Here is a 21,853-nt window from a genome sequence, read left to right as displayed (position 1 = left end):
AAGTGACACTCGGCTTGGGACCCGGTCTCGCCTAGTGGGGGGCCATGTCGACGAAGCGGCTGTAGTGGCCCTGGAAGGCCACGGTGACCGTGGCGGTGGGGCCGTTACGGTGCTTGGCCACGATCAGGTCGGCCTCACCCGCCCTGGGTGACTCTCGCTCGTAGGCGTCCTCCCGATGGAGCAGGATGACCATGTCGGCGTCCTGCTCGATGCTTCCGGATTCGCGAAGGTCGCTGACCATGGGCCTTTTGTCGGTTCGCTGCTCGGGGCCACGGTTGAGCTGGGAGATCGCGATCACCGGGACCTCCAGTTCCTTGGCGAGCAGCTTGATGGCCCGGGAGATCTCCGAGACCTCGTTCTGGCGGCTCTCGGTCTTCTTCGGCGAGGACATCAGCTGCAGGTAGTCGATGATGACGAACCGCAGGTCGTTGCGCTGCTTGAGACGGCGGCACTTGGCCCTGATCTCCATCATCGACATGTTGGGCGAGTCGTCGATGAACAGCGGGGCCTCGGCCACCTCGCCCATCCGCCGGGCCAGCTTGGCCCAGTCGTCGTCGGTCATCGTGCCCGAGCGCATGGCGTGCAACGCCACTCGCGCCTCGGCCGACAGCAGACGCATTGTGATCTCGTTACGCGACATTTCCAACGAGAACACCACAGTCGTCATGCCGTGCTTAATAGCAGCAGATCTGGCGAAATCTAGTCCCAAAGTCGACTTACCGATGGCCGGACGGGCGGCCACGACGATCATCTGGCCGGGGTGCAGACCGTTGGTGAGCGAGTCGAGATCCTGGAACCCGGTGGGGACACCGACCATCTGGCCACCCCGGCCTCCGATGGCCTCCAGTTCGTCGAGGGCACCCGGCATGATGTCGGCCAGGGGGATGTAGTCCTCAGAGGTGCGGCGCTCGGTGACCTTGTAGATCTCCGCCTGGGCGCGGTCGACGAGGTCGTCGACCTCCTCGTCCTGGCCACCGTAGCCGTAGGAGACAATGCGGGTGCCCGCCTCGATCAGGCGCCGGAGGATGGCCTGCTCCCGGACGATCCTCGCGTAGTAACCGGCGTTGGCCGCGGTCGGCACGACGGCGGTCAGCGTGTGCAGGTAGGCTCCGCCACCGACCCGGGCGACCTCGCCGCGCTTCTGCAGCTCATCGAAGATGGTGACGGCGTCGGCGGGGTCACCCCGGCCGTAGAGGTCGGTGATGATGTCGTAGATGATCTGGTGGGCGGGCCGGTAGAAGTCATCGGATCGCAGGATCTCGACCACGTCGGCGATGGCGTCCTTGGAGAGCAGCATGCCACCCAGGACGGACTGCTCGGCCTCGATGTTGTTCGGCGGGGTGCGCTCGAAACCTGGCTCGAAGACCGGTGGCTCCGCAATGCTCACCGAACACCCCCTCTTTCGAACACAGTTACGTTATCTCTATTTTTAGCCGACCGGTGTGACAGTTTCGCGGCTCGGCGCCCCGACTGGCAACGCGGGCTGTCGACAGAGGTGTGGATAAGCTGTGCACTTCTTCCCCAGAGGTGTGGGCAGCCTGGGGACAGTCCTGTGGATAACTGTTGTCCACAGCTGTGGATACCTCTATGGCCAGGGGAAACGTAATCCACCGCCTGTGGAGAAAAGAAAGTTGGGGCGACACGCCGGGAGTCGCCGTAGATGGCATGGGCCGACCGGTTCATCCCGCTGAAGATCCATTGATAGGTAAGAGGCACAATGGAGCTGTGACTCTTACGCCTCGATCCGGTCGCCCCAGCCGCTCCGGTCGCGACCATGACAGGCAGATCCTACGGCTGGCACTGCCCTCATTCGGCGCCCTGGTGGCCGAGCCGCTCTTCCTGCTGACGGACACCGTCATCGTCAGCCGCCTGCCCGCCCCCGCGCTCGGCGCCCTGGGAGTGGCGAGCACGGTGTTGAGTTTCCTGGTGGGGATGTGCGTGTTCCTGGCCTACGGCACGACGGCGGCGGTGGCCAGGCAGATCGGGGCGGGCGAGACCGGGCGGGCACTGCGGCAGGCGGTGGACGGCCTCTGGCTGGCCGCCGGGGTGGGATCGGCGATCATCGTGATCGTCTGGCCCCTGGCCCCCTGGCTGGTCCACCTGATCGGCGCCGAGGGAGAGCTCGCCCGGCAGGCGGTGACCTACCTGCGGATCAGCCTGCTCGGCGTTCCCGCCATGCTGGTGGTACTCGCCGGCACGGGCGTGCTGCGCGGTATGCAGGACGCCTCGACTCCGCTGCTGGTGTCGGTGGGGTCCTTCGCGTTGAACGCGGTGCTCAACGTCGTGTTCGTCCTGGGACTGGGCTGGGGGATCGCCGGCTCGGCCTGGGGCACGGTGCTGGCCCAGTCGCTCGCCGCCGCCGTCTACCTCGTCCTGATCTTCATCCGTTACCGTGCGCCGTTCCGCCCGGACCCGGCGGGCGTGCGGGCGGCGGGCTCGGCCGGGGTCGCCCTGATCATCCGTACGGCGTGCCTGCAGACGGTGCTGGCCGTCTCCGCCGCGGTGGCCACCCGGATGGGAACGGACCAGATCGAGGCATACACCATCGCCATCAGGATCTGGATCCTGATGGCGTTCGCCCTGGACGCGATCGCGATCGCCGGACAGGCGATCACCGGTCGCGCCCTGGGTGCCGGCGACGTGGCGGGAACTCGCGCGGCGACCTGGAGGATGGTGATCTGGGGAGTCGGCTCCGGCGTGCTGCTCGGCCTCGCCGTACTGGTGGCCAGGCCGTTCGTCCCCGGTCTGTTCGACGCGAGCCCGGTCGTCGCCGCGGAGCTGCTCGGCCTGCTCTGGGTGGTGGCCGCCCTGCAGCCGATCGCCGGGGTGGTGTTCGTACTGGACGGCGTGTTGATCGGTGCCGGGGACCAGCGCTACCTCGCCTGGGCGGGGGTGTGGACGACGATCGCCTACCTGCCCGCCGCGTTACTGGTGGACCTCTGGGGCGGTGGCCTGGTGACGCTCTGGCTGGCGTTCGGGCTGTGGATGACCGCCCGGCTGATCACCCTTTCGACGCGCGCGTACGGCACGGCGTGGCTGGTGGTCGGCAGCTGACCGGGCGAGTGATCCAGGCGTGACACTGTGGTGTCCACGACGTGACCGGATAGCACTTGTCCCAGGTAACTTCCCTGCGGCACTGTGAAGCAAGTCCGACAATAAGGGTATTTAGCCCACCACGATTGGCCAGGTCGTGCCCGAAGGTCCTCCCCCGTCGATCGTGCGCCGTATGCCTCCGAACCATGCCACAGACCGGTGGACCGGTGCGCGCCACGGCCTGCCCATGGCCTATCGCAGAGCCGACCTCGTCATTCTCGGTATCGGCGTCATGATCGGTTCGGGCATCTTCAGCCTCGCCGGCCGCCAGGCGGCCACCATGGCCGGGCCCGGCGTGATCCTCTCCTTCATGATCGCGGGAATCACCAGCCTGCTGGTGGCCTTCTGCGTCGCCGAACTGTCATCCGCCATGCCTGCCTCGGGAAGCGCCTACACCTTCAGCTACGTCATCTTCGGCGAGGTCTGGGCCTGGGTGGTGGGCTGGGCTCTGGTCATGGAACTCCTGCTGGCCGCGGCGACGGTGGCCCGCGCGTGGTCGCTCTACGCCGCCCAGATGCTCACCGACTTCGGGGTACGCCTTCCCGACGTGGTCGCGGGGATGGTCGGCCGGCACACGGGTTTCGATCTTTTCACGCTGTTCATCCTGGTGATCCTGACGGCCGTGGTGGCCCTGGGCGCCCGCGTCGGACTGCGTGCCCTGTGGATCATCGTGATCGCCAAACTGCTCGCCGTCGGCGCGGTCATCGTGGTCGGCGCCCTCCACTTCGACCGGCGCAACCTGGCGGCCATCCCGGTGCCCGCGGTGCCCGCGGAGAAGGCCGAGGAGACCCTGCACTCCCCGCTGCTCGGCATCGTCTTCGGCCAGACGGGCGCCTTCGGCTGGTTCGGCATCTTCGCGGCCTCTGCGGTCATCACCTTCGCGTACATCGGCTTCGACGTCGTGGCCACCGCAGCCGAGGAGTCCGAGGACGCCCCGCGTTCGATCCCGCAGGGCATCATCCGCGCGCTGGTGATCACCACGGTCATCTACATCGCGGTCGCACTGGTGATGGTCGGGATGACCCCGTACGACAAGATCGACGCCGACGCGCCGCTCGCCGACGCCTTCCGCAACGCCGGCGAGGGTTTCATGGTGCACGTCATCAACGTCGGGGCGGTGCTCGGCCTCACCACTGTCGTCCTGGTGCTGCTCGTCGGCCTGACCCGCGTGCTGTTCTCCATGGCACGCGACGGGTTGATCCCCCGCTCGCTCTCCAAGATCAACCGTAGCTACCACAGCCCGACCAGGGCCACGCTGGTCATCGGATTCCTGGCGATCCTGCTGGCCGAGTTCGTGGACGTGTTCACCCTCGAACCGCTGGTCGTGATCGGTGCCCTGTTCGTGTTCATCTCCGTGGCCGGCGGAGTGATCAGGATGCGGCAGACGATGCCGGACCTGCCGAGGGGCTTTCGCACCCCGCTCTCTCCCGGCGTGCCGATCGCCTCGATCGCCGCTTGCCTGTGGCTCATGGTGAACCTCCAGCTCATCACCTGGCTGTACTTCATCATCTGGATGGCCTTCGGCGTGCTGGTCTACCTGGTGTACGGCAGGCGCAACAGCGTGCTCGCCGGGATGGCGCAGTCCACCCCCGAGGCTCCCACCTCCTCCGCGGGACCTCCCGGCCCTCCGGAAGGTCCCGGCGGTCCCGGCACCGGATCCCGCGGCAGGCACCGGCGCTGAGCTCTCCGCGAGCGCCTGGAGTGCGAAATCCGGCCTCCCCGGCCCTGAGGACGTCAGAGGCGCCGGGCGTCGATCACGCTCTGCACGAACTCCCTGGTACGGGCCTCACGGGGGTCGGTGAAGATCTGCTCGGGGGTGCCGCGCTCCAGGAGCACGCCGCCGTCGAGGAAACAGACGGTGTCGGCGATCTCGCGGCAGAAACCCATCTCATGTGTGGTCAGGACCATGGTCATACCGCCCTCCTTGAGCTCCCGGATGATCCCGAGCACCTCCTTGACCAGCGCCGGGTCCAGCGCCGAGGTGACCTCGTCCAGCAGCATCAGGCGGGGCTGGGTGGCCAGGGCCCTGATGATGGCGACGCGCTGTTGCTGGCCGCCGGAGAGCTGATCGGGATAGGCGCCCGCCCGGTCCGCCAGGCCGAACCTGTCCAGCAGGTCACGGGCCTGTTGCTCGGCCTGCCTCCTGCCCACGCCGTGCGCCTTCCTCGGGGCCAGCGTGATGTTGTCCAGCACGGTCATGTGCGGGAACAGGTTGAAGGCCTGGAACACGATGCCCATGCGCTTGCGCACGTCGTTGAGATCGATGCGGACGTCGGTGATCTCCTCTCCGTCCAGGCGGATCGTGCCGTCGTCGGCGGTCTCCAGCAGGTTCACGCAGCGCAGTAGCGTGGACTTTCCCGACCCGGAGGCACCGATCAGGCAGACCACCTCGTGCGGGTCGACCTCCAGGTCGATACCGCGCAGCACGCTGTGGCCCCGGTAGTTCTTCCACAGGCCCTCGATGCTCAGCAGGCTCATGTCCCCTCCTTTCCGCCGGTTGCCCGCTGCCCGCTCACTGGCTCCGCCGCCGCTGCGAGCGGGCCGCCAGATAGTCGGTGAAGCGGGCCATCGGAATGGTGAGCAGGATGAACAGCAGCGCCGCCACCAGGTAGGGGGTGTAGTTGAAGTTGCCGGCCACGTGGATCTGCGCCTGCCTCAGCGCCTCCAGCGGGCCGATCGTGGCGACGAGCGCGGTGTCCTTCTGCAGCGAGACGAAGTCGTTGAGCAGCGGCGGCACCACCCGGCGCACGGCCTGCGGCACCACCACGTGGCGCATGGTCTGGCCGTGGCTCAGGCCGAGGGACCGGGCGGCGGCCCGCTGGCTGGGATGCACCGACTCGATACCCGCCCGGAAGACCTCCGCCACGTACGCTCCGTACGAGAGCGTGAGCGCGATGATGCCCAGCGTCGCGAGGTCCGTCGGGGTGCCCTGCAGGCCGAGCGCGGGCAGCCCGAAGCCGACGAGATAGATGATGAGGATCGTGGGCACGCCGCGGAAGACGTCGGTGTAGACCACCGCCAGGGCGCGCAGCGGGAAGAAGACCGGCGCCGTGAGATTGCGGGCCAGCGCGACCAGCAGGCCCACGAGAAGGATCAGCGGCTCGGCGATCAGGAAGATCTTGATGTTGAGCAGGAACCCGCTCAGCACGTCCGGCAGCGCCTTGGCGAACTGCTCGGGATCGAAGAACGTCTCCCGCACCCGGGGCCAGCCCGGAGAGGCGGTGAAGAGCCAGAACAGCAGGACGATCACGATGATCGTCGAGACCGTCGCGACGGAGCCCGAGCGGAGAGACGACCTCCTGCGGAGCCGCTCCCGCTCAAGCTGCCGATCGCTCTTCGTCCAGTCGTCGGAGAGCCGTAGGCTCTCGTCGTTCCTCATCGAGCGCCGCGGCGCGGACCGTACCCGCTCCGCGCCCACGGCGGTGACATGAACTCCGGGATCACTTCAGCTCCGGCGCACCCGCGGCGGAACCGAGCCACTCGGTTTCGATCTTCGCCAGCTCACCGGAGGCGGTCAGCTTGTCGATCGCCTCGTTGACGCAGCTCACCAGCGGGCTGCCCTTTTCGAACACCGCGCCGAAGACCTCGGGAACACCGGAGGCGGCGCCGAACTGACCAACGATCTTGGAGTTCTCGACCTGGGCGGCGGTCACGTAGAACGCGGTGGGCAGGTCCACCACCACCGCGTCGACCTGCTTGTTCTTCAACGCGTTGACGGCGTCGATCTGCTCGTTGTAGACGTTGAGCTCGGCCGAGGGCTGGATGACGTCCTTGACCGCCTGCAGCGAGGTGGTGCCGACCTGCACGCCGATCTTGGCGTCCTTCAGACTCGCCAGGTCCGTGGCGGCGGCGACCTTCGAGCCGTCCAGCGCGACCACCGCCTGCTTGACCGTGTAGTAGCCCTTGCTGAAGTCGACGACCTTGGCCCGGTCGGGGGTCACCGAGACCTGGTTGACGTCGAAGTCGAACTGCTTGGCACCCGGCGCGAACGCGGAGTCGAACTTCACGGTGGCCCAGGTGACGTCACCTTCGGCGAAGCCCATCTGGCCCGCGACGGCGTAGGCGACGGCGCTCTCGAAACCCTTGCCGTTGGCCGGGTCGTCGTCGTTGAACCACGGCTCGTAGGCGGGCTTGTCGGTGCCGATGGTGAGCTTGCCGGGGGTCTTCAGCGCGAGGCTCTCCTTGGCACAGGCGCTGGAGGCGGCTCCGGAGGTGCTCGGGGCCGCTGAGTTCGTCTGGGTCGTCGTTTCCGAGGCCGGCGCACAGGCCACCGCGGTCGCCGCGAGGGCACCGAGCGCGAGCAGCATCGAGGGACGGACCATGACAAGACCTCCAGGGGGAAACAACAATTCCCGAATTGTATGTATCAGCGATGACCTGGAGTAACACGGTCTCGGCATGTGAGCCGCTACTCGCGGACGAAGAGCCTTCCGCACGCCCCGCTGCTACCCCGATGAGCGGTCAGGCCGTGAAATCGCGAAAGAACAAGGGCTCCTCCCCGCGAACGGGGAGGAGCCCTTGTCACACTGGGCCTCTCAGGCCGCGACGACCTCGACATCGAGGGACGCGGAGACCTCCGGGTGCAGCTTGACGCTGACCCGGTGAGAGCCGAGGCTCTTGATCGCGGAGGCGATCTCGATGCGACGGCGGTCGAGCACGGGGCCACCGGCGGCCTTGACGGCCTCGGCGACGTCACCCGTGGTGATGGAACCGAAGAGGCGACCGGACTCGCCGGCCTTCGTCTTCAGGACCACCTTCAGGGCCTGCAGCTGGCCGGCGACTTCCTTGGCGGTGCCGAGGTCGCGGATCTCGCGGGCGTCACGGGCCTTCTTGATCGAGGAGATCTGCTTCTCGCCGCCGCGCGTCCAGAGGATCGCGAAGCCGCGGGGAAGCAGGTAGTTGCGGCCGTAGCCGCTCTTGACCTCGACGATGTCGCCGGGAGCGCCGAGGCCGGTGACCTCACTGGTGAGAATGAGCTTCATCTGTCCGGACCTCCTTAGCGCGCGGTGCTCATGTACGGCAGGAGCGCCATCTCACGAGCGTTCTTGATAGCGGTCGCCACGTCACGCTGGTGCTGGGTGCAGTTGCCCGTCACCCGGCGGGCACGGATCTTGCCGCGGTCGGAGATGAACTTCCGAAGCAGCGCCGTGTCCTTGTAGTCGACGTAGGAGATCTTGTCGTGGCAGAACAGGCAAACCTTCTTCTTGGGCTTGCGCAGTGCCGGCTTGGCCATCGTGGTGCTCCTTTCAGAGCCCCGCCGTCAGGCGGGAATGGTCGCTGCGGATATGGACTGGGATTGCGGAAGGACCGCCGTCCCTAGAAAGGCGGTTCGTCGCTGAAGTCGCCGCCGCCGAAGCCGCCGCCACCCTGCTGCTGGCCGCCGCCCCCGTAGTTGTTGCCGCCGCCGCCGAAGCCGCCACCTTGCGGTGCGGCGGGCGCCGCGGAGGCCCACGGGTCGTTGGCCGGGCCGCCGCCGCCGAAGCCACCGCCACCGCCCTGACGGGCGGTCTTGTTGACCTTGGCGGTCGCGTTTCTCAGGGAGGGGCCGACCTCGTCGACCTCAACCTCGTAGACCGTGCGCTTCTCGCCTTCCTTGGTCTCGTAAGACCTCTGGCGTAGCCGCCCCTGAACGATGACCCGCATGCCGCGCTGGAGGCTCTCGGCGGCGTTCTCCGCCGCCTGCCGCCACACGTTGCAGGTCAGGAACAGGCCTTCGCCGTCCTTCCACTCGTTGGTCGTCTTGTCGAGGAACCTCGGAGTGGATGCGATGCGGAACCGGGCCACCGCTTGCCCCGTGGGGGTGAAGCGCAGCTCCGGGTCGTCGACGAGGTTGCCGACGATGGTGATCGTGGTGTCGCCTGCTGCCATGGCTAGCGCTGCCCTTCCTGCGGCCTTCGCTGGTTATCGGCTCAGAGTACGGCTGCCGTCCGACAAAATGCCGGGGGTTTAGTGCACGTCCGGGCGGAGAACCTTGGTGCGCAGGATTCCCTCGTTGAGGTTCATCTGCCGGTCGAGCTCCTTGACCGTGGCGGGCTCGGCGCTCAGGTCGATGACGGCGTAGATGCCCTCGGGCTTCTTCGCGATGTCGTAGGACAGCCTGCGGCGACCCCACACGTCGACCTTCTCCACAGTGCCGCCGTCGTTGCGGACGACCGTGAGGAACTGGTCGAGGGAAGGGGCGACCGTACGCTCATCGAGCGAGGGGTCAAGAATGACCATCACTTCGTAACGGCGCATGCTGACTTCAACCTCCTCTGGACTCTTGCGGTCACGACACCGTGCCGTGACAGGAGGACGCTGACGTACTTCACCTCGGGCGCCCATTTCGGCGCTCGGGGTGGAGGGTGGGCGATAACACACCCATTCGACGTAGCCGTGCCAGCCTACCAGTCCGTCAAGGGTTGGGCCGTCGCCTCGCCGGGCACGTCCTGTCGCAGGAGAAAGAGGAGGCGGTGAAGATGCCTCGTGCGTATGGACATGCCCGGAAGAGACCTGTGCGGTTCACGTTGAACACCGACGGGCGTCGTCACAGGATCGAGAACGTGCTGAGCGTCGTCACGATCGGCTGCGGACTACTCGCCTTCGCCACCGGACTGATCCCCGCCGCGCATGTCGTCGCGTCCTGGGCGGGGGTGCTGGGATTCGTCGGGGGCCTCTACTCGCAGTACGTCTCCGCGACGACGCCGGAGCGCGCGCTGAACATCGTGGGCATCGTGGCCTCGTTCGTCGGTGTGGCCTTCGGCATCTATCACGGGGGTTTCCTCCCGTGAGGCCCCCGATCAGACGAGGGCCACACCGGCGCGGGGACGGCTAACCATTCAGGCGCAGGTCCACGCCGAGCAGGACGAGGAACCACAGGAAGACCGCCAGCAGAGCCTCGGCGACGTCCTTCAGGAGCGCGGGAGTGATGTAGTCGTACACCCAGGCGACGTAGAGGCCGACCAGGATGTAGATGAGGCCGATAAGACTGATCCCTCTGCGATAGTAAGCCACGTGGACTCCTTGTGTTCGGCCCGTGGGGGTGAGTGGTAGGGCGCGCCCTGCGACTGCCCAGGGCCTCGCCGTTGAAACAGCTAGGCTCGGACACATGCCGCTTATCGGAGCTCATGTCGACCAGGACGACCCGCTGGCACACGCCAGGGCGCGCGGCGCCGAGGTCGTGCAGTTCTTCCTCGGTGACCCGCAGGGCTGGAAGGGCCCGGTCGTCGGCGAGAAGACCCTGGAGATCAAGGACTCGGACGTGGAGGTCTACGTCCACGCCCCCTATGTGATCAATGTGGCGACCGCGAACAACCGGGTCCGCATCCCCAGCCGCAAGCTGCTCGGCTCGCACCTCGTCGCGGCGGCCGAGCTCGGCGCCAGGGGACTGATCGTCCACGGCGGGCACGTGGGGGCCGGAGAGGATCCGCAGAAGGGCTTCGACAACTGGCGCAAGGTGTTCGAGCGCCTGGAGGAGCACCGGATTCCCGTGCTCATCGAGAACACCGCGGGCGGCGGCAACGCGATGGCGCGCAAGCTTGAGCGCATCGCCCGGCTCTGGGACGCGCTCGACGGCTTCGACGTGGGCTTCTGCCTCGACACCTGCCACGCCCACGCGGGCGGCGAGGACCTGGTGGACGTGGTCGAGCGGGTCATGGCGATCACCGGCAGGATCGACCTGATCCACTGCAACGATTCTCGGGACGCCTTCGACTCCGGCGCCGACCGGCACGCGAGCCTCGGAGCGGGCCAGATCGACCCCGAGCTCATCCTGAGCGTATGCCGGAGCGCGAACGCGCCGATCGTGGTGGAGACGCCCTTCGACGGCCAGGCCGCCGACATCGCCTTTCTCAGATCGAAGCTCTAGGGCCTCGGGCGGAAGAGTCCGTCCACAGCCTGTGGATAACTTGGTGGGATTACTTTTCCCCGGAAACGGGTAGGGAGATCAGCCCACCCAGGCGCCGTCGGCGAAGATCAGCACGTTGAGCGCCATCAGCGGGCCCGCCACCAGGGCGTAGACGACGATGATCCACCGCCGCCACGGCGCCTGCCCGCCGCTCGCCTTCGCGATCAGGATGAAGAGCGGCCACCACAGCAGCGCCGAGCGCGGAACCGACAGGTAGTAGGCGGAGCAGAGCAGGGCACCCACCTGGAGCCCCACATAGACGAACTCGCTCCACCTCCGCAGGTAGAGCAGGACCAGTACGAGCACGACCCCGACGACCGCCCCCGCGATCTCGAACCGGAACGCCCAGGCGAACCGGCCCTCGCCCATCGCCGAGTTCCAGGTCGTGACCAGTGACTCCCAGGGCCACACCATGTGCCGACCCCAGCCGGCCTCCTGGGCGCTCTTCCAGGCCAGCCAGTCGCCGGTGCGGGAGTGCTGGTAGGCGGAGTAGAGCACCAGCGGCACGAACGGGAGCACCAGCCAGCCGGCCTGTCGTACGAGTTGACGCACCGGCCGCCGCCGGGCGAAGAACTCCACGATCAACGCCAGGGCCAGGAACAGGCCGGTGATGCGCACGCAGGAGGCGCCCGCCGCCAGGGCCGCGGCGAGCGGCCAGCGCCCCCTGCGCGCCGCGAGCCAGGCGGGAACGGCGAAGGCCAGGAAGAGCGACTCGCTGTAACCGGCGAACAGGAACACCGCCATCGGCCAGAGCAGCAGCGCCAGCACCGCGTGCCGGCCGGTCCCCGGCGGCCCCTCGAACTCGGCCAGCCTGGCGAGCGCCATCATCGCGACGGCGCCGGCCACGAAGGAGATCAGCAGCCCGGCGACCGTCCAGTCGCCGACCACGAGGTGCACCGCGCGGAGCACCAGGGGCATCCCGGGGAAGAAGGCGGGCAGCCCGGCGTCGGGTTCGCTGCCGGGGGCGCCGTCGTAGCCGTGCTCGGCGATGGTGGCGAGGAGGCTGGCATCCCAGTGCTTCCAGCGCTCCAGGAACGGCGGCGGGACCGCGTCCCCCTCCATCATCGCCTGGGCGCCGACGACGACCAGGGCGACGATTCCCAGCCGGGAGGCCAGCCAGAGCAGCAGCCCTTCCTTCGCGGGGTCGCGCGGGGGCTCGACAGGATCAATCACAAAGTGAGATTTTTGCGGATCATCCCGACCGGCCGCCAGAGTCATCCCGTCCCCCGCGCTAGAAGAGTGCGAGCCGGAAACGGTCGGGGGCGCCGTCGAAGACGCCGCCCGCCTGGTCGTCGGTCCCGTCCTGGCGGATCACGTCCTTGTCGGGGAGCAGAATGTCCCTCACCACGAACGCCATCATGATCAGAATGGTGATGGCACGGGCCCACACCGCGGTGAAGTAGGTGTCGCCGGCGATGCCCAGCGCCTCGTTGCCCGGCTGGATGCCGACCAGATAGAGCCAGATCGCGAAGAAGTACCAGCACTCGGCGAGCTGCCAGAGCGCGATCGGCTTCCAGTTCGGCCTGGCCAGCACCGCGAAGGGGATCAGCCAGAGCACGTACTGCGGCGACCACACCTTGTTGGTCAGCATGAACGCGGCCAGGGTGAGGAAGCAGAGCTGCATCAGGCGCGGGCGGGTCCTGGCCGTCACGGTGAGCACGGCGATCGCCAGGCAGAACACGGCGAGGGAGACGATGCCCAGCTTGTCGACGAGTTCGGCGTCACCGAGGATCGGCCACTGCTTCTGGTTGAAGAAGTACCAGAGCGAACCCCAGTCGGCCCCCCGCTCCTGGCTGAAGACGTAGAACCTCTTCCAGCCGTCGAAGGCGAACACCATGATCGGCACATTGACGACGAGCCAGGCTCCCACGACGCCGCCGAGCGTCTTGAGGAACGGCACCCATCTACCGGTGCGCAGCGTCAGCAGGAACAGCGGGCCGAGGAACATCAGCGGATAGAACTTGGTGGCGATCGCCAGGCCGAGCAGGATGCCCGCGAGCCACTGCTTCCGCTTCGACCAGGCCAGCAGCGCGCCCAGCGCGAGGGCTCCTGCCGCCAGGTCCCAGTTGATGTACGCGGTGAGGATCAGCCCGGGGGCCAGGGCGTACCAGAGCGCGTCCCAGCGCCTGGCCGGACCGGCCAGCGCGGCCATCAGCAGCACGCCGACGACCAGGCAGATCGCCATGAGGATGACCGTGAGGTCGTAGAACGCCGTCCCCGGGTCGGTCAGGGGGGCCACGATCCGGCGGAAGAACTCCATGATCCCGCCGATGCCGACGGGGTACTCGACCGGGTAGTCGAAATAAGGGATCTTGCCCTCGTTGAGCTTCTCGTTCCACCACAGGGGATAGATGTCGGTGTAACAGAAGTTCGTGAACTGCAGGGTCCCGTCGTTCCACGCCCCGCCGACGCGGCACGGCCACTTCCAGAACCAGGCCAGGATCGCCCCCAGCCCCGTGAACAGGGCCAGGGGCACGTACGGGATGGCCCGGGTGCCGAACTCCGATAGTGGACGCCGCGACGTCAGGAGATCCTTCATCAGGGGCGTCGTCCGCTCGCGGCGGGTGTCGGCATGATCGCCGCGCCGGGCGCCCCGATCGCGCCGGGGGCGCCGTTCTCGGTGATCTCGCCGTTCGGCGGACCATCGCCCGAGCCGTCGTCGCCGACGTCGCAGGAGCCGTCCCAGGGGCACTCGCGGCCGTCGGGGTTGTCCGGCTCACCGTCGCCGCCGTCGCTGGGCCAGTCGCCGCCACCGTCACCGCTGTCGGGGAACGGATTGTCGTCCATCGTCGGCGTCGCGCTGGGCGTCGGCTTGGGCGTGGCCAGGTTGCTCTGCGAGCCGGTGTTGGCCCTCGGCGGGAACTGCTGGACCTCGTCCTTGGCGGTCACGGCCTGCATGTAGTCGTGCCAGATCTGGGTCGGGGTGCCACCGCCGCCGATGAAGGAGGGCATGGGCTCCTCCTTCCAGAGGATCTTCGAATCATCGATCTTACGGCTCGGCAGGCCGTACTTGTCGACCTTGAGCTTGCGCGTCCCCGCCTTGTTGTAGGGCACGTCCTTGGACATGCCGACCGCGGTGACGATCTGCGGGGTGAAGCCGACGAACCAGGCGTCCTTGTAGCCGTTGTTCGTGCCGGTCTTGCCGGCCACCGGCCGCGAGCCGATGTTCGCGGTGGCGCCGGTGCCGCCCTTGACCACGGCCTGAAGCGCGACCGTCGCGTCGGCCGCGGACTCGGGGCTGATGACCTGCCGCACGGTGGCCTGCTCCGCGAGCACCGGAGAGCCGTCGATCTTGGTCACCTTGACGACGGTGTGCCAGTCGGCGTGCTTGCCCTCGTTGGCGAAGATCGAGTAGCCGGCGGCCTGCTCGACCGCGGTGACCGAGGCGCTGCCGATGGTGACCTGGAACTTCTGCTCGTCGACCGCGTAGTCGACCGCGTTCTTGCCGCCGTAGGAGGGGTTGTACTTGGCGGTCTCGCCGACCCCCGCCTCCTTGGCGATCCTCGCCACCTCGGGAAGCGTGACGGCCTCGCCCATCTGCACGAAGACCGTGTTGACCGAGCTGGCCATCGCCTTGATCATGTCGATTGCCCCGAACGCCTGGTTCCCCGCGTTGCTGATCGGGGTGGTGCCCGGCATCTTGATCGTGGCCATGCCGTCGACGTAGCTGTCCAGCGACCTGCCGCTCTCCAGCCAGGCCGCGAGCACATAGGGCTTGAACGCCGAGGCTGCCTGCTTGGTGGAGTCGAAGGCGCGGTTGTTGAAGTCGTTGACGAAGTCGTCGCCGCTGTAGAAGGCGAGCACCCGGCCGTTCTTCGGATCCACCGAGGCGATACTGGCGTGGATGGTCGACTCCAGACCGGCGGTGCGGGCCTTCACCGCCTTCTGCGCCTCCTCCATCATCTTCTTGTCGAAGGTGGTGTAGACCTTGTACCCCTTGGTCTCCAGATCCTCCTGGGTGATGCCCCGCCCCTTGAGCTCCCGGAAGACGATGTTGAGCATGTAGCCCTTGATCCCCTTGAAGGTCTGCGAGACCTTGACCTTGGCGAACTTCAGGTCCTCGAAGGAGCTTCCCGCGTACTTGCCGTACGCGGCAGGGTCGATCTCGGCCATGTTCCTGAGTGCGGCGCCGAAGCGCTCCTTGGTCGCGGCGTAGTTGCCGGCCTTCTCCTGGATGTCGAAGGCGTCGGGGTTCTGGATCCGGCCGGCCAGGTAGGCGCCCTCCTGCGGGGTCAGCTTGCCGACGTCGTTCTTGTTGAAGAACGCCTTGGAGGCGGCCTGGATGCCGTACGCGCCGCGGCCGAAGTAGATGATGTTGAGGTAGCGCTCAAGGATCTCGTCCTTCTCCAGCGTCTTGCTGATCTTGACGGCGACGAAGATTTCCTTGATCTTGCGCTGTACCGAGACCTCCTGGCTGAGGCCGTCGTAGTAGTTGCGGGCCATCTGCTGGGTGATGGTCGAGGCGCCCTGGAGCTGGGCGCCGCTGACCGTGCTCCACACCGAGCGGGCCATGCCGCTGAAGTCGATGCCGCTGTCGGTGCGGAAGCTCTTGTTCTCCAGGGCGATCACCGCGTCCTGGACGTGCTTGGGAATCTGGCTGATCTTCACCGGGGTGCGCTTGACGCCGAGGCGCGCGATCGGGGTCTTCTTGTCGCGGTAGTAGACCACGCTGCCCTGGTCGTCCACGCTGGCCTGCGCGGTCTCGGGGATCGGCGTGTTGGCGTAGGCCACCGCGATCATGCCGAAGACGCCGGCGCTGAGGACCACGAAGCTGGCCATCACGATCTTCCAGTTGGGCAGGAAGCGCGTCCACCGCCTGGTCTTGGGCTCGTCCTCACCGTCGCCGTCACCGGGACCGTACCCCCCGGGGCCCCCCGGGCCGCCCGGTCTCGCTGGCTCCCCCGGGCCTCCGGGACCGCCCGCGCCACGCCCGGCGCGGCGTCTGCGCGCGCCGCCCTCGCCGGACCTCGAACCGGCTCCCGCCTGGGCGGCGAGCATCGCCTGGGTGTCCTCGAACGCGGCCGAGGCCCGGCGGCCTGTCGGGTCGGTGTCACGGCGACGGAGCTCACCACCCCGATGTTCGGGCTCGCGCGCGGGCATCCCGCCCGGAGCGTCCGCGTCGCGCCGGGGCTGGGCCCCCGGGTGCTGGGGCGCGCCGCCCGCGTAGGGCATCCCGCCGGGCTGAGGCATCATCATGGTCCGGTTGTCGGCCCCCGCGCCCTGTGGCGGCCGACCTTGCTGCTGTTCCCAGCTCGCGCCGCCGGTTTGAGAGTTTTGTGAAGGGGGAACTGCACGGGGAGCGGCTCCTGGGCCTGAGCGACGGCGCCGCCCCTGACGAGCCGACTCGTCGGCGCCCTCCTGGCGCCCGTTCGGCTCGGGGTCATTGCTGTGGCTGTAACTCACGCGTCCTCGTTCGGTCATCGGGGTCTACGACGGCGTGCAGGCGGGCGAGACTACCTCCTGATCACCGGAGATCTCGCCGCCTTGGCTCACTGGTAGCCGGCCCATTCGGGTGGATCTCCGTTCCCGAGGACGAACGAGATCGTCAGCTGGTTTCGACAACAACCTTGGCAGACCTCTCCCACGTTGACGCGGGATTCCCCGTATTGAAAAGCGGCCCACGCCGTGCGGGGGCCGTGCCCCACCGCCGCCTTTTGTGACCACATAGGCGCCAGACTACGGCTTTTTGTTGTTTGCTCCCAACCTCTTGGGAAAGTCGCTGATTGCAGGGTTATGTTGAATGGACGTATCCTGCAGATGTATCGGTTCGATACATCGGCGCGAGAGGTGGTGGTTTCCGGTGGCCGGCGGACGTGGCGGGGTGCTGGAGCTGGCCGTGCTCGGGTCGTTGCACGAGACCCCACTCCACGGCTATGAGCTGCGCAAACGGCTCAACGCCCTGCTCGGCATGTTCCGGGCCTTCTCCTATGGCTCGCTCTATCCGTGCCTCCGCCAGTTGCTCACCGACGGACTGATCATCGAAGACGGCGACGCCGCCGCGGCCAACGCCGACAGCCCCATCGCGCTCCCCGGCCGCCGCTCGAAGATCGTCTACAGGCTGACCGCAGAGGGCAAGGAGCGCCTGCACGAGCTGCTCACCCAGGCCGGCCCTTCGGCCTGGGAGGACGAAAGCTTCGGCGTGCACTTCGCCTTCTTCAGGCACACCGAGGCGGAGGTGCGCCTGCGCATCCTCGAAGGTCGGCGCAGCCGGCTTGAGGAACGCCTGGACGGCGTGCGCACGGCACTGGCCCGCACCCGCGAGCGACTGGACAGCTACACCCTTGAGCTCCAGCGTCACGGCCTGGAGTCGGTCGAACGCGAAGTGCGCTGGTTGAATGAGCTGATCGCCACCGAACGGCGAGCGTCGCCGCCGGACGAGGAGCGGCGATCCGCGCAGGAGGGAACGTCCCGGGCGCCCGAGCCCGGAGCGGGCACGACGGGGCGGCCTGCCACCCCGGAAGACAACTGACCACTAAAAAACAAAGGGGAGCGAGTGCCATGGGTTCGGTGCGCGTAGCCATTGTCGGTGTAGGCAACTGCGCCACGTCGCTCGTACAGGGCGTGCACTATTACCGGGACGCCGACCCCGGTGCCCGGGTGCCGGGCCTGATGCACGTCAAGTTCGGCGACTACCACGTCGGCGACGTCGAGTTCGTCGCGGCGTTCGACGTCGATGCCAAGAAGGTCGGCCGCGACCTGTCCGAGGCGATCGTGGCCTCGGAGAACAACACGATCAAGATCTGCGACGTACCGCCGCTGGGCGTCACGGTGCAGCGCGGCCACACCTTCGACGGTCTGGGCGAGTACTACCGGGAGATGGTCGAGGAGTCGGACGAGGCTCCGGTCGACGTCGTCCAGATCCTCAAGGACAGCAAGGTCGACGTGCTCGTCTCCTACCTGCCGGTGGGCTCGGAGGAGGCCGACCGCTTCTACGCCCAGTGCGCCCTCGACGCGAAGGTCGCGTTCGTCAACGCGCTGCCGGTGTTCATCGCCTCCGACCCCACATGGGCCCAGAAGTTCGTCGACGCCGGGGTCCCGATCATCGGTGACGACATCAAGTCGCAGGTCGGGGCGACGATCACGCACCGTGTGATGGCCAAGCTGTTCGAGGACCGCGGCGTCGAGTTGCTCCGCACGTACCAGCTGAACTTCGGCGGCAACATGGACTTCATGAACATGCTGGAGCGCAAGCGCCTGCAGTCCAAGAAGATCTCCAAGACCCAGTCGGTCACCTCGCAGATCCCGCACGAGATGCGGAAGGCCGACGTGCACATCGGTCCTTCCGACCACGTGCCGTGGCTCGACGACCGTAAGTGGGCGTACGTGCGCCTGGAGGGCAGGTCCTTCGGTGACACTCCCCTCAACCTGGAGTACAAGCTGGAGGTCTGGGACTCCCCCAACTCGGCCGGCATCATCATCGACGCGGTCCGCGCCGCCAAGATCGCCCTTGACCGGGGCATCTCGGGGCCGATCCTGTCGGCCTCCTCGTACTTCATGAAGTCCCCGCCGGAGCAGTACTCCGACGACGAGGCACGCGACTATGTGGAGAAGTTCATCAGCGGCGAGGTCGAGCGCTGACCGATCGGTGCCCTCATACGGGGAGAGCCCCCGACCCGGGTGGACGGGTCGGGGGCTCTCCCCGTATGAGAATCGCCGGTGGGCTCCAGCGTCAGCGGGCGGCGGGTGGAAGGTCGGCGGGGTCTGCGGCCCGCCAGGCGAGCGGGTCCGCGCCAAGCTCGATCAGCTGGGGGACCTGCTCGCGGCACCACGGGGAGATCGCCAGGCGGTCGCCGAGCACCCCGTCGGTGAACTCCTTCCACGGCATCCAGCGCACGTCCTCGACCTCGTCGGGGTTGGGCACCGCCTCGGAGGCGGCGATCACCCGGTAGACCGGGCACAACTCCCGCTCGACGATGCCGCTGTCCATGACCGCGCGATAGGAGAAGCGCGGCAGAAGCAGGTCGACCTGGCCGGCCGCGAGGCCCAGCTCGTGGGAGAGCCTGCGGGTCACCGCCGCGGAGAGCGGCTCGCCCGGCAGGGGGTGTCCACAACAGCTGTTGGTCCACACCCCCGGCCAAGTGATCTTGTGCAGGGCGCGTCGGGACAGCAGAATCTGCCCCTGCTCGTCGAACACGTAACTGGAGAAGGCCAGATGGAGAGGAGTGTCGGGACCGTGCACCGTGGCCTTGGCCGCCGTGCCGATCGCGTTCCCCTCACTGTCGACGAGCACAACGTGTTCATCAGGTGTCACTCGACCGAGGGTACGTGATCATGTTGGTTTACCGCGCCCCACTTGACGATACGTAGGTAAAGGTCGGTAATGCTCACCCGTAGATTCAGGGATGTTCCCGATGCCCATCGGGCTCGGTCCCCCATAGGCTGAGCACGTGTCATTCATATCCGACCTACGTGTGGTCCTGGAAGGTCGGGACTTCCGGAGGCTGTACGGGACCCGCCTCGTCTCTCAGTTCTCCGACGGGATCTTCCAGTTCGCCGTGGCCGGATTCGCGTTCTTCAGCCCGGAGAAGAGCACGAGCGCGGTGGAGATCGCCGCCGGCCTGGCCGTGTTGCTGCTGCCGTACTCGATCCTGGGCCCCTTCGTCGGGGTGTTCATCGACCGCTGGTCACGGCGGCAGATCCTGGTCGTCGCGCCGCTGGTCCGCGGGATACTGCTGCTCGCGGCCGCGGCGCTGGTCGCCGCGGACGCCCCTGACGCGATCTTCTACGCCGCCGCGCTCGGTGTGCTCGGGGTGAACCGGTTCTTCCTGGCCGCGCTGGGAGCCTCGCTCCCGCACGTCGTGCCGACCGACCGGTTGATGGTCGCCAACGCGGTCACCCCCACCTCGGGAACCGTGCTCACCTTCGTGGGCATCGGCGCCGGCTACCTCCTCCGAGCGATCTTCGGCTCCGACCACCGGGGGACGGCGGTGCTGCTGGTCGCCTCCGGTCTCATCTTCGGGCTCAGCGCGCTCATCGCCAGGACCATGGGCCGAGAGCTGCTCGGCCCCGCCTACGACCCCGACCGGCCGCAGACCCGCGAGGCGGTACGACACGTGCTGCGCGGCCTGGCCGACGGCGCGCGGCACCTGGTGCGCCACCGGGCCGCCGCGGCCGCGATGGGCGGGATGGCCACCCACCGGTTCATGTACGGCATGTGCACGGCGATGCTCGTACTGCTGTCGCGCTACTACTTCGCCGAGAACGCCGGGGACGCGCTGGACGCGGTCTCCCTGGTGGTCGCCACCTCCGGGGTCGGCTACGCCCTGGCCATCCTGGTCACGCCGTGGGCCACCGAGCGCTTCGACATCGAGCGGTGGGTCCCTGCCATGCTGGTCACCGCCGGGGTGCTGACGTTCGCGCTCTGCGCGCCGTTCCAGCAATGGGGGTTCGCGGCCGCGGGTTTCGTGCTCGGCATCACCGGGCAGAGCATCAAGATCTGCGCCGACACCGCGGTCCAGCGGGACGTCGAGGACGCTTATCTGGGCCGCGCCTTCTCCATCTACGACATGCTCTTCAACGGCAGCTACGTGCTGGCCGCCGCCCTGGCCGCGGCGCTGCTCCCAGCGGACGGCAGATCGACGCTCGTGCTGGCGGTCATCGCCGCCGGATATCTCGCGGGCGCGGTGGCCTACCGCGCCGTCACGCCTGCCCGAGTGATCGAGCCGCTGCCGTCATCGCCGTCGTGACCCTCTCCAGGTCGTCGTCGCCGATCGAGTAGGGCGGCATCGCGTAGAGCAGGCGGCCGAACGGGCGGAGCCAGACGCCGTGCCGCATGACGACGTCCTGGACGGCGGGGACGTCGACGGGCTCGCGGGTCTCGATCACCCCGATCGCGCCGAGGACCCGTACCTGGCGCACGCCCGGCGCCTCCGCCGCCCCCGCCAGGCCCGCGAGGAGGCCGGTCTCGATCCGGCGGACCTCCTCGCGCCACGGGCGCTCCTCCAGGAGATCCAGGGAGGCGTTCGCGACCGCCGCGGCCAGCGGATTTCCCATGAAGGTCGGCCCGTGCATCAGCACCCCGACACCCCGGGCCACCCGCTCGGTGCACAGCGTCGCGGCCAGCGACAGATAACCGCCGGTCAGCGCCTTGCCCAGGCACATGATGTCTGGCCTGATCCCGGCGTGGTCACAGCCGAACAGCTCTCCGGTCCTGCCGAATCCGGTGGCGATCTCGTCGGCGATCAGCAGGACGCCGTGCTCGTCGGCCAGCTCGCGGAGCAGGCGCAGGTAGGCCGGGTGGTAGAAGTGCATGCCGCCCGCACCCTGGACCACCGGTTCCACGATGATCGCGGCCAGTTCGTGGGCGTGCCTGGCGAGGAGATCCGCCAGCCGGGCCGCGTAGGCCTCGTCGTACTCGCGTGGCGGCCGGTCGGCGAACACGTGTTCGGGCAGCACGCCGGAGAACAAATGGTGCATGCCGTTGACCGGGTCGCAGACCGACATCGCCCCGAAGGTGTCGCCGTGATAGCCGCCTCTGACCGTGAGCAGCCGGCCCCTGCCGGTGAGCTGGAACGCCATTTTGATCGCCACCTCGACGGCGACCGACCCCGAGTCGGCGAGGAACACCTTCGGCAGGCCGGTCATCTCGGCGAGTCTGCGGGCCAGGCGCACGGCGGGCTCGTGGGTGAGCCCGCCGAACATGACGTGCGCCATGTCCTCCAGTTGCTCCCTCAGCGCCCGGTTGAGCTCGGGGTGGTTGTAGCCGTGGATGGCCGCCCACCACGACGACATGCCGTCGACGAGCTCACGTCCGTCGGCGAGCGTCAGCCGCACCCCCGCCGCGCGGGAGACCACGTGCGGCGCCACCGGCTGGGGCACGGCCGCGTACGGGTGCCACACATGATCCCGGTCGAGTGCGGCGACCTGGCCGGAGGC

The 21,853-nt window shown here is 67.9% G+C and carries 21 protein-coding genes; 7 read left to right on the top strand and 14 right to left on the bottom strand.

The genetic code is table 11. The annotated features are described in order from the left end of the window. Window positions 1-31: 31 nt before the first annotated feature. Window positions 32-1,387: a replicative DNA helicase gene (gene dnaB, locus IG98_RS0130135; protein WP_030919742.1), complete on the bottom strand. Its 1,356-nt coding sequence runs from the start codon at window positions 1,385-1,387 to the stop codon at window positions 32-34. A 338-nt stretch (window positions 1,388-1,725) separates the two neighbouring features. Here dnaB and IG98_RS0130130 point away from each other — a divergent pair, with 338 nt between their 5' ends. After that, entirely contained in the window at window positions 1,726-3,054 is a 1,329-nt protein-coding gene (locus IG98_RS0130130; protein ID WP_030919739.1) for an MATE family efflux transporter, read from the top strand. 172 nt (window positions 3,055-3,226) lie between these two features. Next, window positions 3,227-4,774, top strand: coding sequence for an APC family permease (locus IG98_RS0130125; RefSeq protein WP_245651774.1), 1,548 nt, complete (start codon window positions 3,227-3,229; stop codon window positions 4,772-4,774). A 53-nt stretch (window positions 4,775-4,827) separates the two neighbouring features. Here the strand turns inward: IG98_RS0130125 and IG98_RS0130120 are convergent, their stop codons facing one another. The 7 genes from IG98_RS0130120 to rpsF all read right to left on the bottom strand — a co-directional run bounded on the left by IG98_RS0130120 (window position 4,828) and on the right by rpsF (window position 9,330). Next, the gene (locus IG98_RS0130120; protein ID WP_030919733.1) at window positions 4,828-5,571 is read right to left on the bottom strand and encodes an amino acid ABC transporter ATP-binding protein; all 744 of its coding nucleotides are present in this window, start codon (window positions 5,569-5,571) and stop codon (window positions 4,828-4,830) included. A 34-nt stretch (window positions 5,572-5,605) separates the two neighbouring features. Further along, window positions 5,606-6,472 carry an amino acid ABC transporter permease gene (locus IG98_RS0130115; protein WP_030919730.1) on the bottom strand — a complete coding sequence of 289 codons (867 nt, stop codon included), beginning with the start codon at window positions 6,470-6,472 and terminating at the stop codon, window positions 5,606-5,608. A 61-nt stretch (window positions 6,473-6,533) separates the two neighbouring features. Next, the gene (locus tag IG98_RS0130110; RefSeq protein WP_030919727.1) at window positions 6,534-7,415 is read right to left on the bottom strand and encodes an ABC transporter substrate-binding protein; all 882 of its coding nucleotides are present in this window, start codon (window positions 7,413-7,415) and stop codon (window positions 6,534-6,536) included. A gap of 213 nt (window positions 7,416-7,628) precedes the next feature. Continuing rightward, window positions 7,629-8,075, bottom strand: a complete 447-nt coding sequence (gene rplI, locus IG98_RS0130105; protein WP_030919725.1) for a 50S ribosomal protein L9 — start codon at window positions 8,073-8,075, stop codon at window positions 7,629-7,631. 14 nt (window positions 8,076-8,089) lie between these two features. Further along, the gene (rpsR, locus tag IG98_RS0130100; protein WP_012895699.1) at window positions 8,090-8,326 is read right to left on the bottom strand and encodes a 30S ribosomal protein S18; all 237 of its coding nucleotides are present in this window, start codon (window positions 8,324-8,326) and stop codon (window positions 8,090-8,092) included. Between the two features lie 83 nt (window positions 8,327-8,409). Beyond that, window positions 8,410-8,961 carry a single-stranded DNA-binding protein gene (locus IG98_RS0130095; protein ID WP_030919724.1) on the bottom strand — a complete coding sequence of 184 codons (552 nt, stop codon included), beginning with the start codon at window positions 8,959-8,961 and terminating at the stop codon, window positions 8,410-8,412. A 78-nt stretch (window positions 8,962-9,039) separates the two neighbouring features. Continuing rightward, the gene (gene rpsF, locus IG98_RS0130090) at window positions 9,040-9,330 is read right to left on the bottom strand and encodes a 30S ribosomal protein S6 (RefSeq protein ID WP_030919721.1); all 291 of its coding nucleotides are present in this window, start codon (window positions 9,328-9,330) and stop codon (window positions 9,040-9,042) included. Between the two features lie 257 nt (window positions 9,331-9,587). Between rpsF and IG98_RS0130085 the strand changes: the two genes are divergently transcribed. After that, window positions 9,588-9,863, top strand: coding sequence for a hypothetical protein (locus IG98_RS0130085; protein WP_245651773.1), 276 nt, complete (start codon window positions 9,588-9,590; stop codon window positions 9,861-9,863). Between the two features lie 40 nt (window positions 9,864-9,903). On the opposite strand, the gene IG98_RS0130080 is transcribed toward IG98_RS0130085, so the two are convergent. Next, on the bottom strand, window positions 9,904-10,086 hold the full coding sequence (locus IG98_RS0130080; RefSeq protein ID WP_030919717.1) for a hypothetical protein: 183 nt from the start codon (window positions 10,084-10,086) through the stop codon (window positions 9,904-9,906). A 94-nt stretch (window positions 10,087-10,180) separates the two neighbouring features. Here IG98_RS0130080 and IG98_RS0130075 point away from each other — a divergent pair, with 94 nt between their 5' ends. Then, window positions 10,181-10,939: a deoxyribonuclease IV gene (locus IG98_RS0130075; protein WP_030919713.1), complete on the top strand. Its 759-nt coding sequence runs from the start codon at window positions 10,181-10,183 to the stop codon at window positions 10,937-10,939. A gap of 78 nt (window positions 10,940-11,017) precedes the next feature. On the opposite strand, the gene IG98_RS0130070 is transcribed toward IG98_RS0130075, so the two are convergent. Genes IG98_RS0130070 through IG98_RS45485 form a run of 3 tightly spaced genes read right to left on the bottom strand, consistent with a single transcriptional unit; the run spans window position 11,018 to window position 16,174 of the window. Then, window positions 11,018-12,151 carry a glycosyltransferase family protein gene (locus IG98_RS0130070; protein WP_030919710.1) on the bottom strand — a complete coding sequence of 378 codons (1,134 nt, stop codon included), beginning with the start codon at window positions 12,149-12,151 and terminating at the stop codon, window positions 11,018-11,020. A gap of 58 nt (window positions 12,152-12,209) precedes the next feature. After that, window positions 12,210-13,517, bottom strand: a complete 1,308-nt coding sequence (locus IG98_RS0130065) for a glycosyltransferase family 87 protein (RefSeq protein WP_030919707.1) — start codon at window positions 13,515-13,517, stop codon at window positions 12,210-12,212. Beyond that, window positions 13,517-16,174: a transglycosylase domain-containing protein gene (locus IG98_RS45485; protein WP_157594599.1), complete on the bottom strand. Its 2,658-nt coding sequence runs from the start codon at window positions 16,172-16,174 to the stop codon at window positions 13,517-13,519. The genes IG98_RS0130065 and IG98_RS45485 overlap by 1 nt, the downstream gene beginning before the upstream one ends. Before the next feature lie 604 nt (window positions 16,175-16,778). Between IG98_RS45485 and IG98_RS0130055 the strand changes: the two genes are divergently transcribed. Together IG98_RS0130055 and IG98_RS0130050 are read left to right on the top strand one after the other, a co-directional pair. Next, window positions 16,779-17,447 (top strand): PadR family transcriptional regulator, encoded by a 669-nt coding sequence (locus IG98_RS0130055; RefSeq protein ID WP_030919703.1) that lies wholly within the window; start codon window positions 16,779-16,781, stop codon window positions 17,445-17,447. Between the two features lie 29 nt (window positions 17,448-17,476). After that, window positions 17,477-18,556, top strand: coding sequence for an inositol-3-phosphate synthase (locus IG98_RS0130050; RefSeq protein ID WP_030919699.1), 1,080 nt, complete (start codon window positions 17,477-17,479; stop codon window positions 18,554-18,556). Between the two features lie 91 nt (window positions 18,557-18,647). Here IG98_RS0130050 and idi read toward each other — a convergent pair whose 3' ends face one another. Then, complete coding sequence (gene idi, locus IG98_RS0130045) at window positions 18,648-19,229, bottom strand: isopentenyl-diphosphate Delta-isomerase (protein ID WP_030919696.1); 582 nt, start codon at window positions 19,227-19,229, stop codon at window positions 18,648-18,650. Window positions 19,230-19,365: 136 nt separating this feature from the next. Here idi and IG98_RS0130040 point away from each other — a divergent pair, with 136 nt between their 5' ends. Further along, on the top strand, window positions 19,366-20,664 hold the full coding sequence (locus IG98_RS0130040; RefSeq protein WP_030919693.1) for an MFS transporter: 1,299 nt from the start codon (window positions 19,366-19,368) through the stop codon (window positions 20,662-20,664). Here IG98_RS0130040 and IG98_RS0130035 read toward each other — a convergent pair. Then, a complete protein-coding gene (locus IG98_RS0130035) occupies window positions 20,618-21,817 on the bottom strand; it encodes an adenosylmethionine--8-amino-7-oxononanoate transaminase (RefSeq protein WP_245651772.1) in 1,200 nt (399 codons plus the stop codon). The genes IG98_RS0130040 and IG98_RS0130035 overlap by 47 nt on opposite strands. Window positions 21,818-21,853 lie beyond the last annotated feature (36 nt).

The sequence above is a fragment of the Streptosporangium amethystogenes genome (assembly GCF_000721075.1).
Taxonomy (GTDB): Bacteria; Actinomycetota; Actinomycetes; order Streptosporangiales; family Streptosporangiaceae; genus Streptosporangium; species Streptosporangium amethystogenes.
Note: the sequence above shows the minus strand (reverse complement) of the source record. Positions and strands in the feature narration are given on the sequence as shown.

Coding starts and splice junctions, on each gene's coding strand:
- IG98_RS0130125 (WP_245651774.1), top strand. CDS start 3,227: ATGCCTCCGAACCATGCCACAGACCGGTGGACCGGTGCGCGCCACGGC.
- IG98_RS0130120 (WP_030919733.1), bottom strand. CDS start 5,571: ATGAGCCTGCTGAGCATCGAGGGCCTGTGGAAGAACTACCGGGGCCAC.
- IG98_RS0130115 (WP_030919730.1), bottom strand. CDS start 6,472: ATGAGGAACGACGAGAGCCTACGGCTCTCCGACGACTGGACGAAGAGC.
- IG98_RS0130110 (WP_030919727.1), bottom strand. CDS start 7,415: ATGGTCCGTCCCTCGATGCTGCTCGCGCTCGGTGCCCTCGCGGCGACC.
- rplI (WP_030919725.1), bottom strand. CDS start 8,075: ATGAAGCTCATTCTCACCAGTGAGGTCACCGGCCTCGGCGCTCCCGGC.
- rpsR (WP_012895699.1), bottom strand. CDS start 8,326: ATGGCCAAGCCGGCACTGCGCAAGCCCAAGAAGAAGGTTTGCCTGTTC.
- IG98_RS0130095 (WP_030919724.1), bottom strand. CDS start 8,961: ATGGCAGCAGGCGACACCACGATCACCATCGTCGGCAACCTCGTCGAC.
- rpsF (WP_030919721.1), bottom strand. CDS start 9,330: ATGCGCCGTTACGAAGTGATGGTCATTCTTGACCCCTCGCTCGATGAG.
- IG98_RS0130075 (WP_030919713.1), top strand. CDS start 10,181: ATGCCGCTTATCGGAGCTCATGTCGACCAGGACGACCCGCTGGCACAC.
- IG98_RS0130065 (WP_030919707.1), bottom strand. CDS start 13,517: ATGAAGGATCTCCTGACGTCGCGGCGTCCACTATCGGAGTTCGGCACC.
- IG98_RS45485 (WP_157594599.1), bottom strand. CDS start 16,174: ATGATGATGCCTCAGCCCGGCGGGATGCCCTACGCGGGCGGCGCGCCC.
- IG98_RS0130050 (WP_030919699.1), top strand. CDS start 17,477: ATGGGTTCGGTGCGCGTAGCCATTGTCGGTGTAGGCAACTGCGCCACG.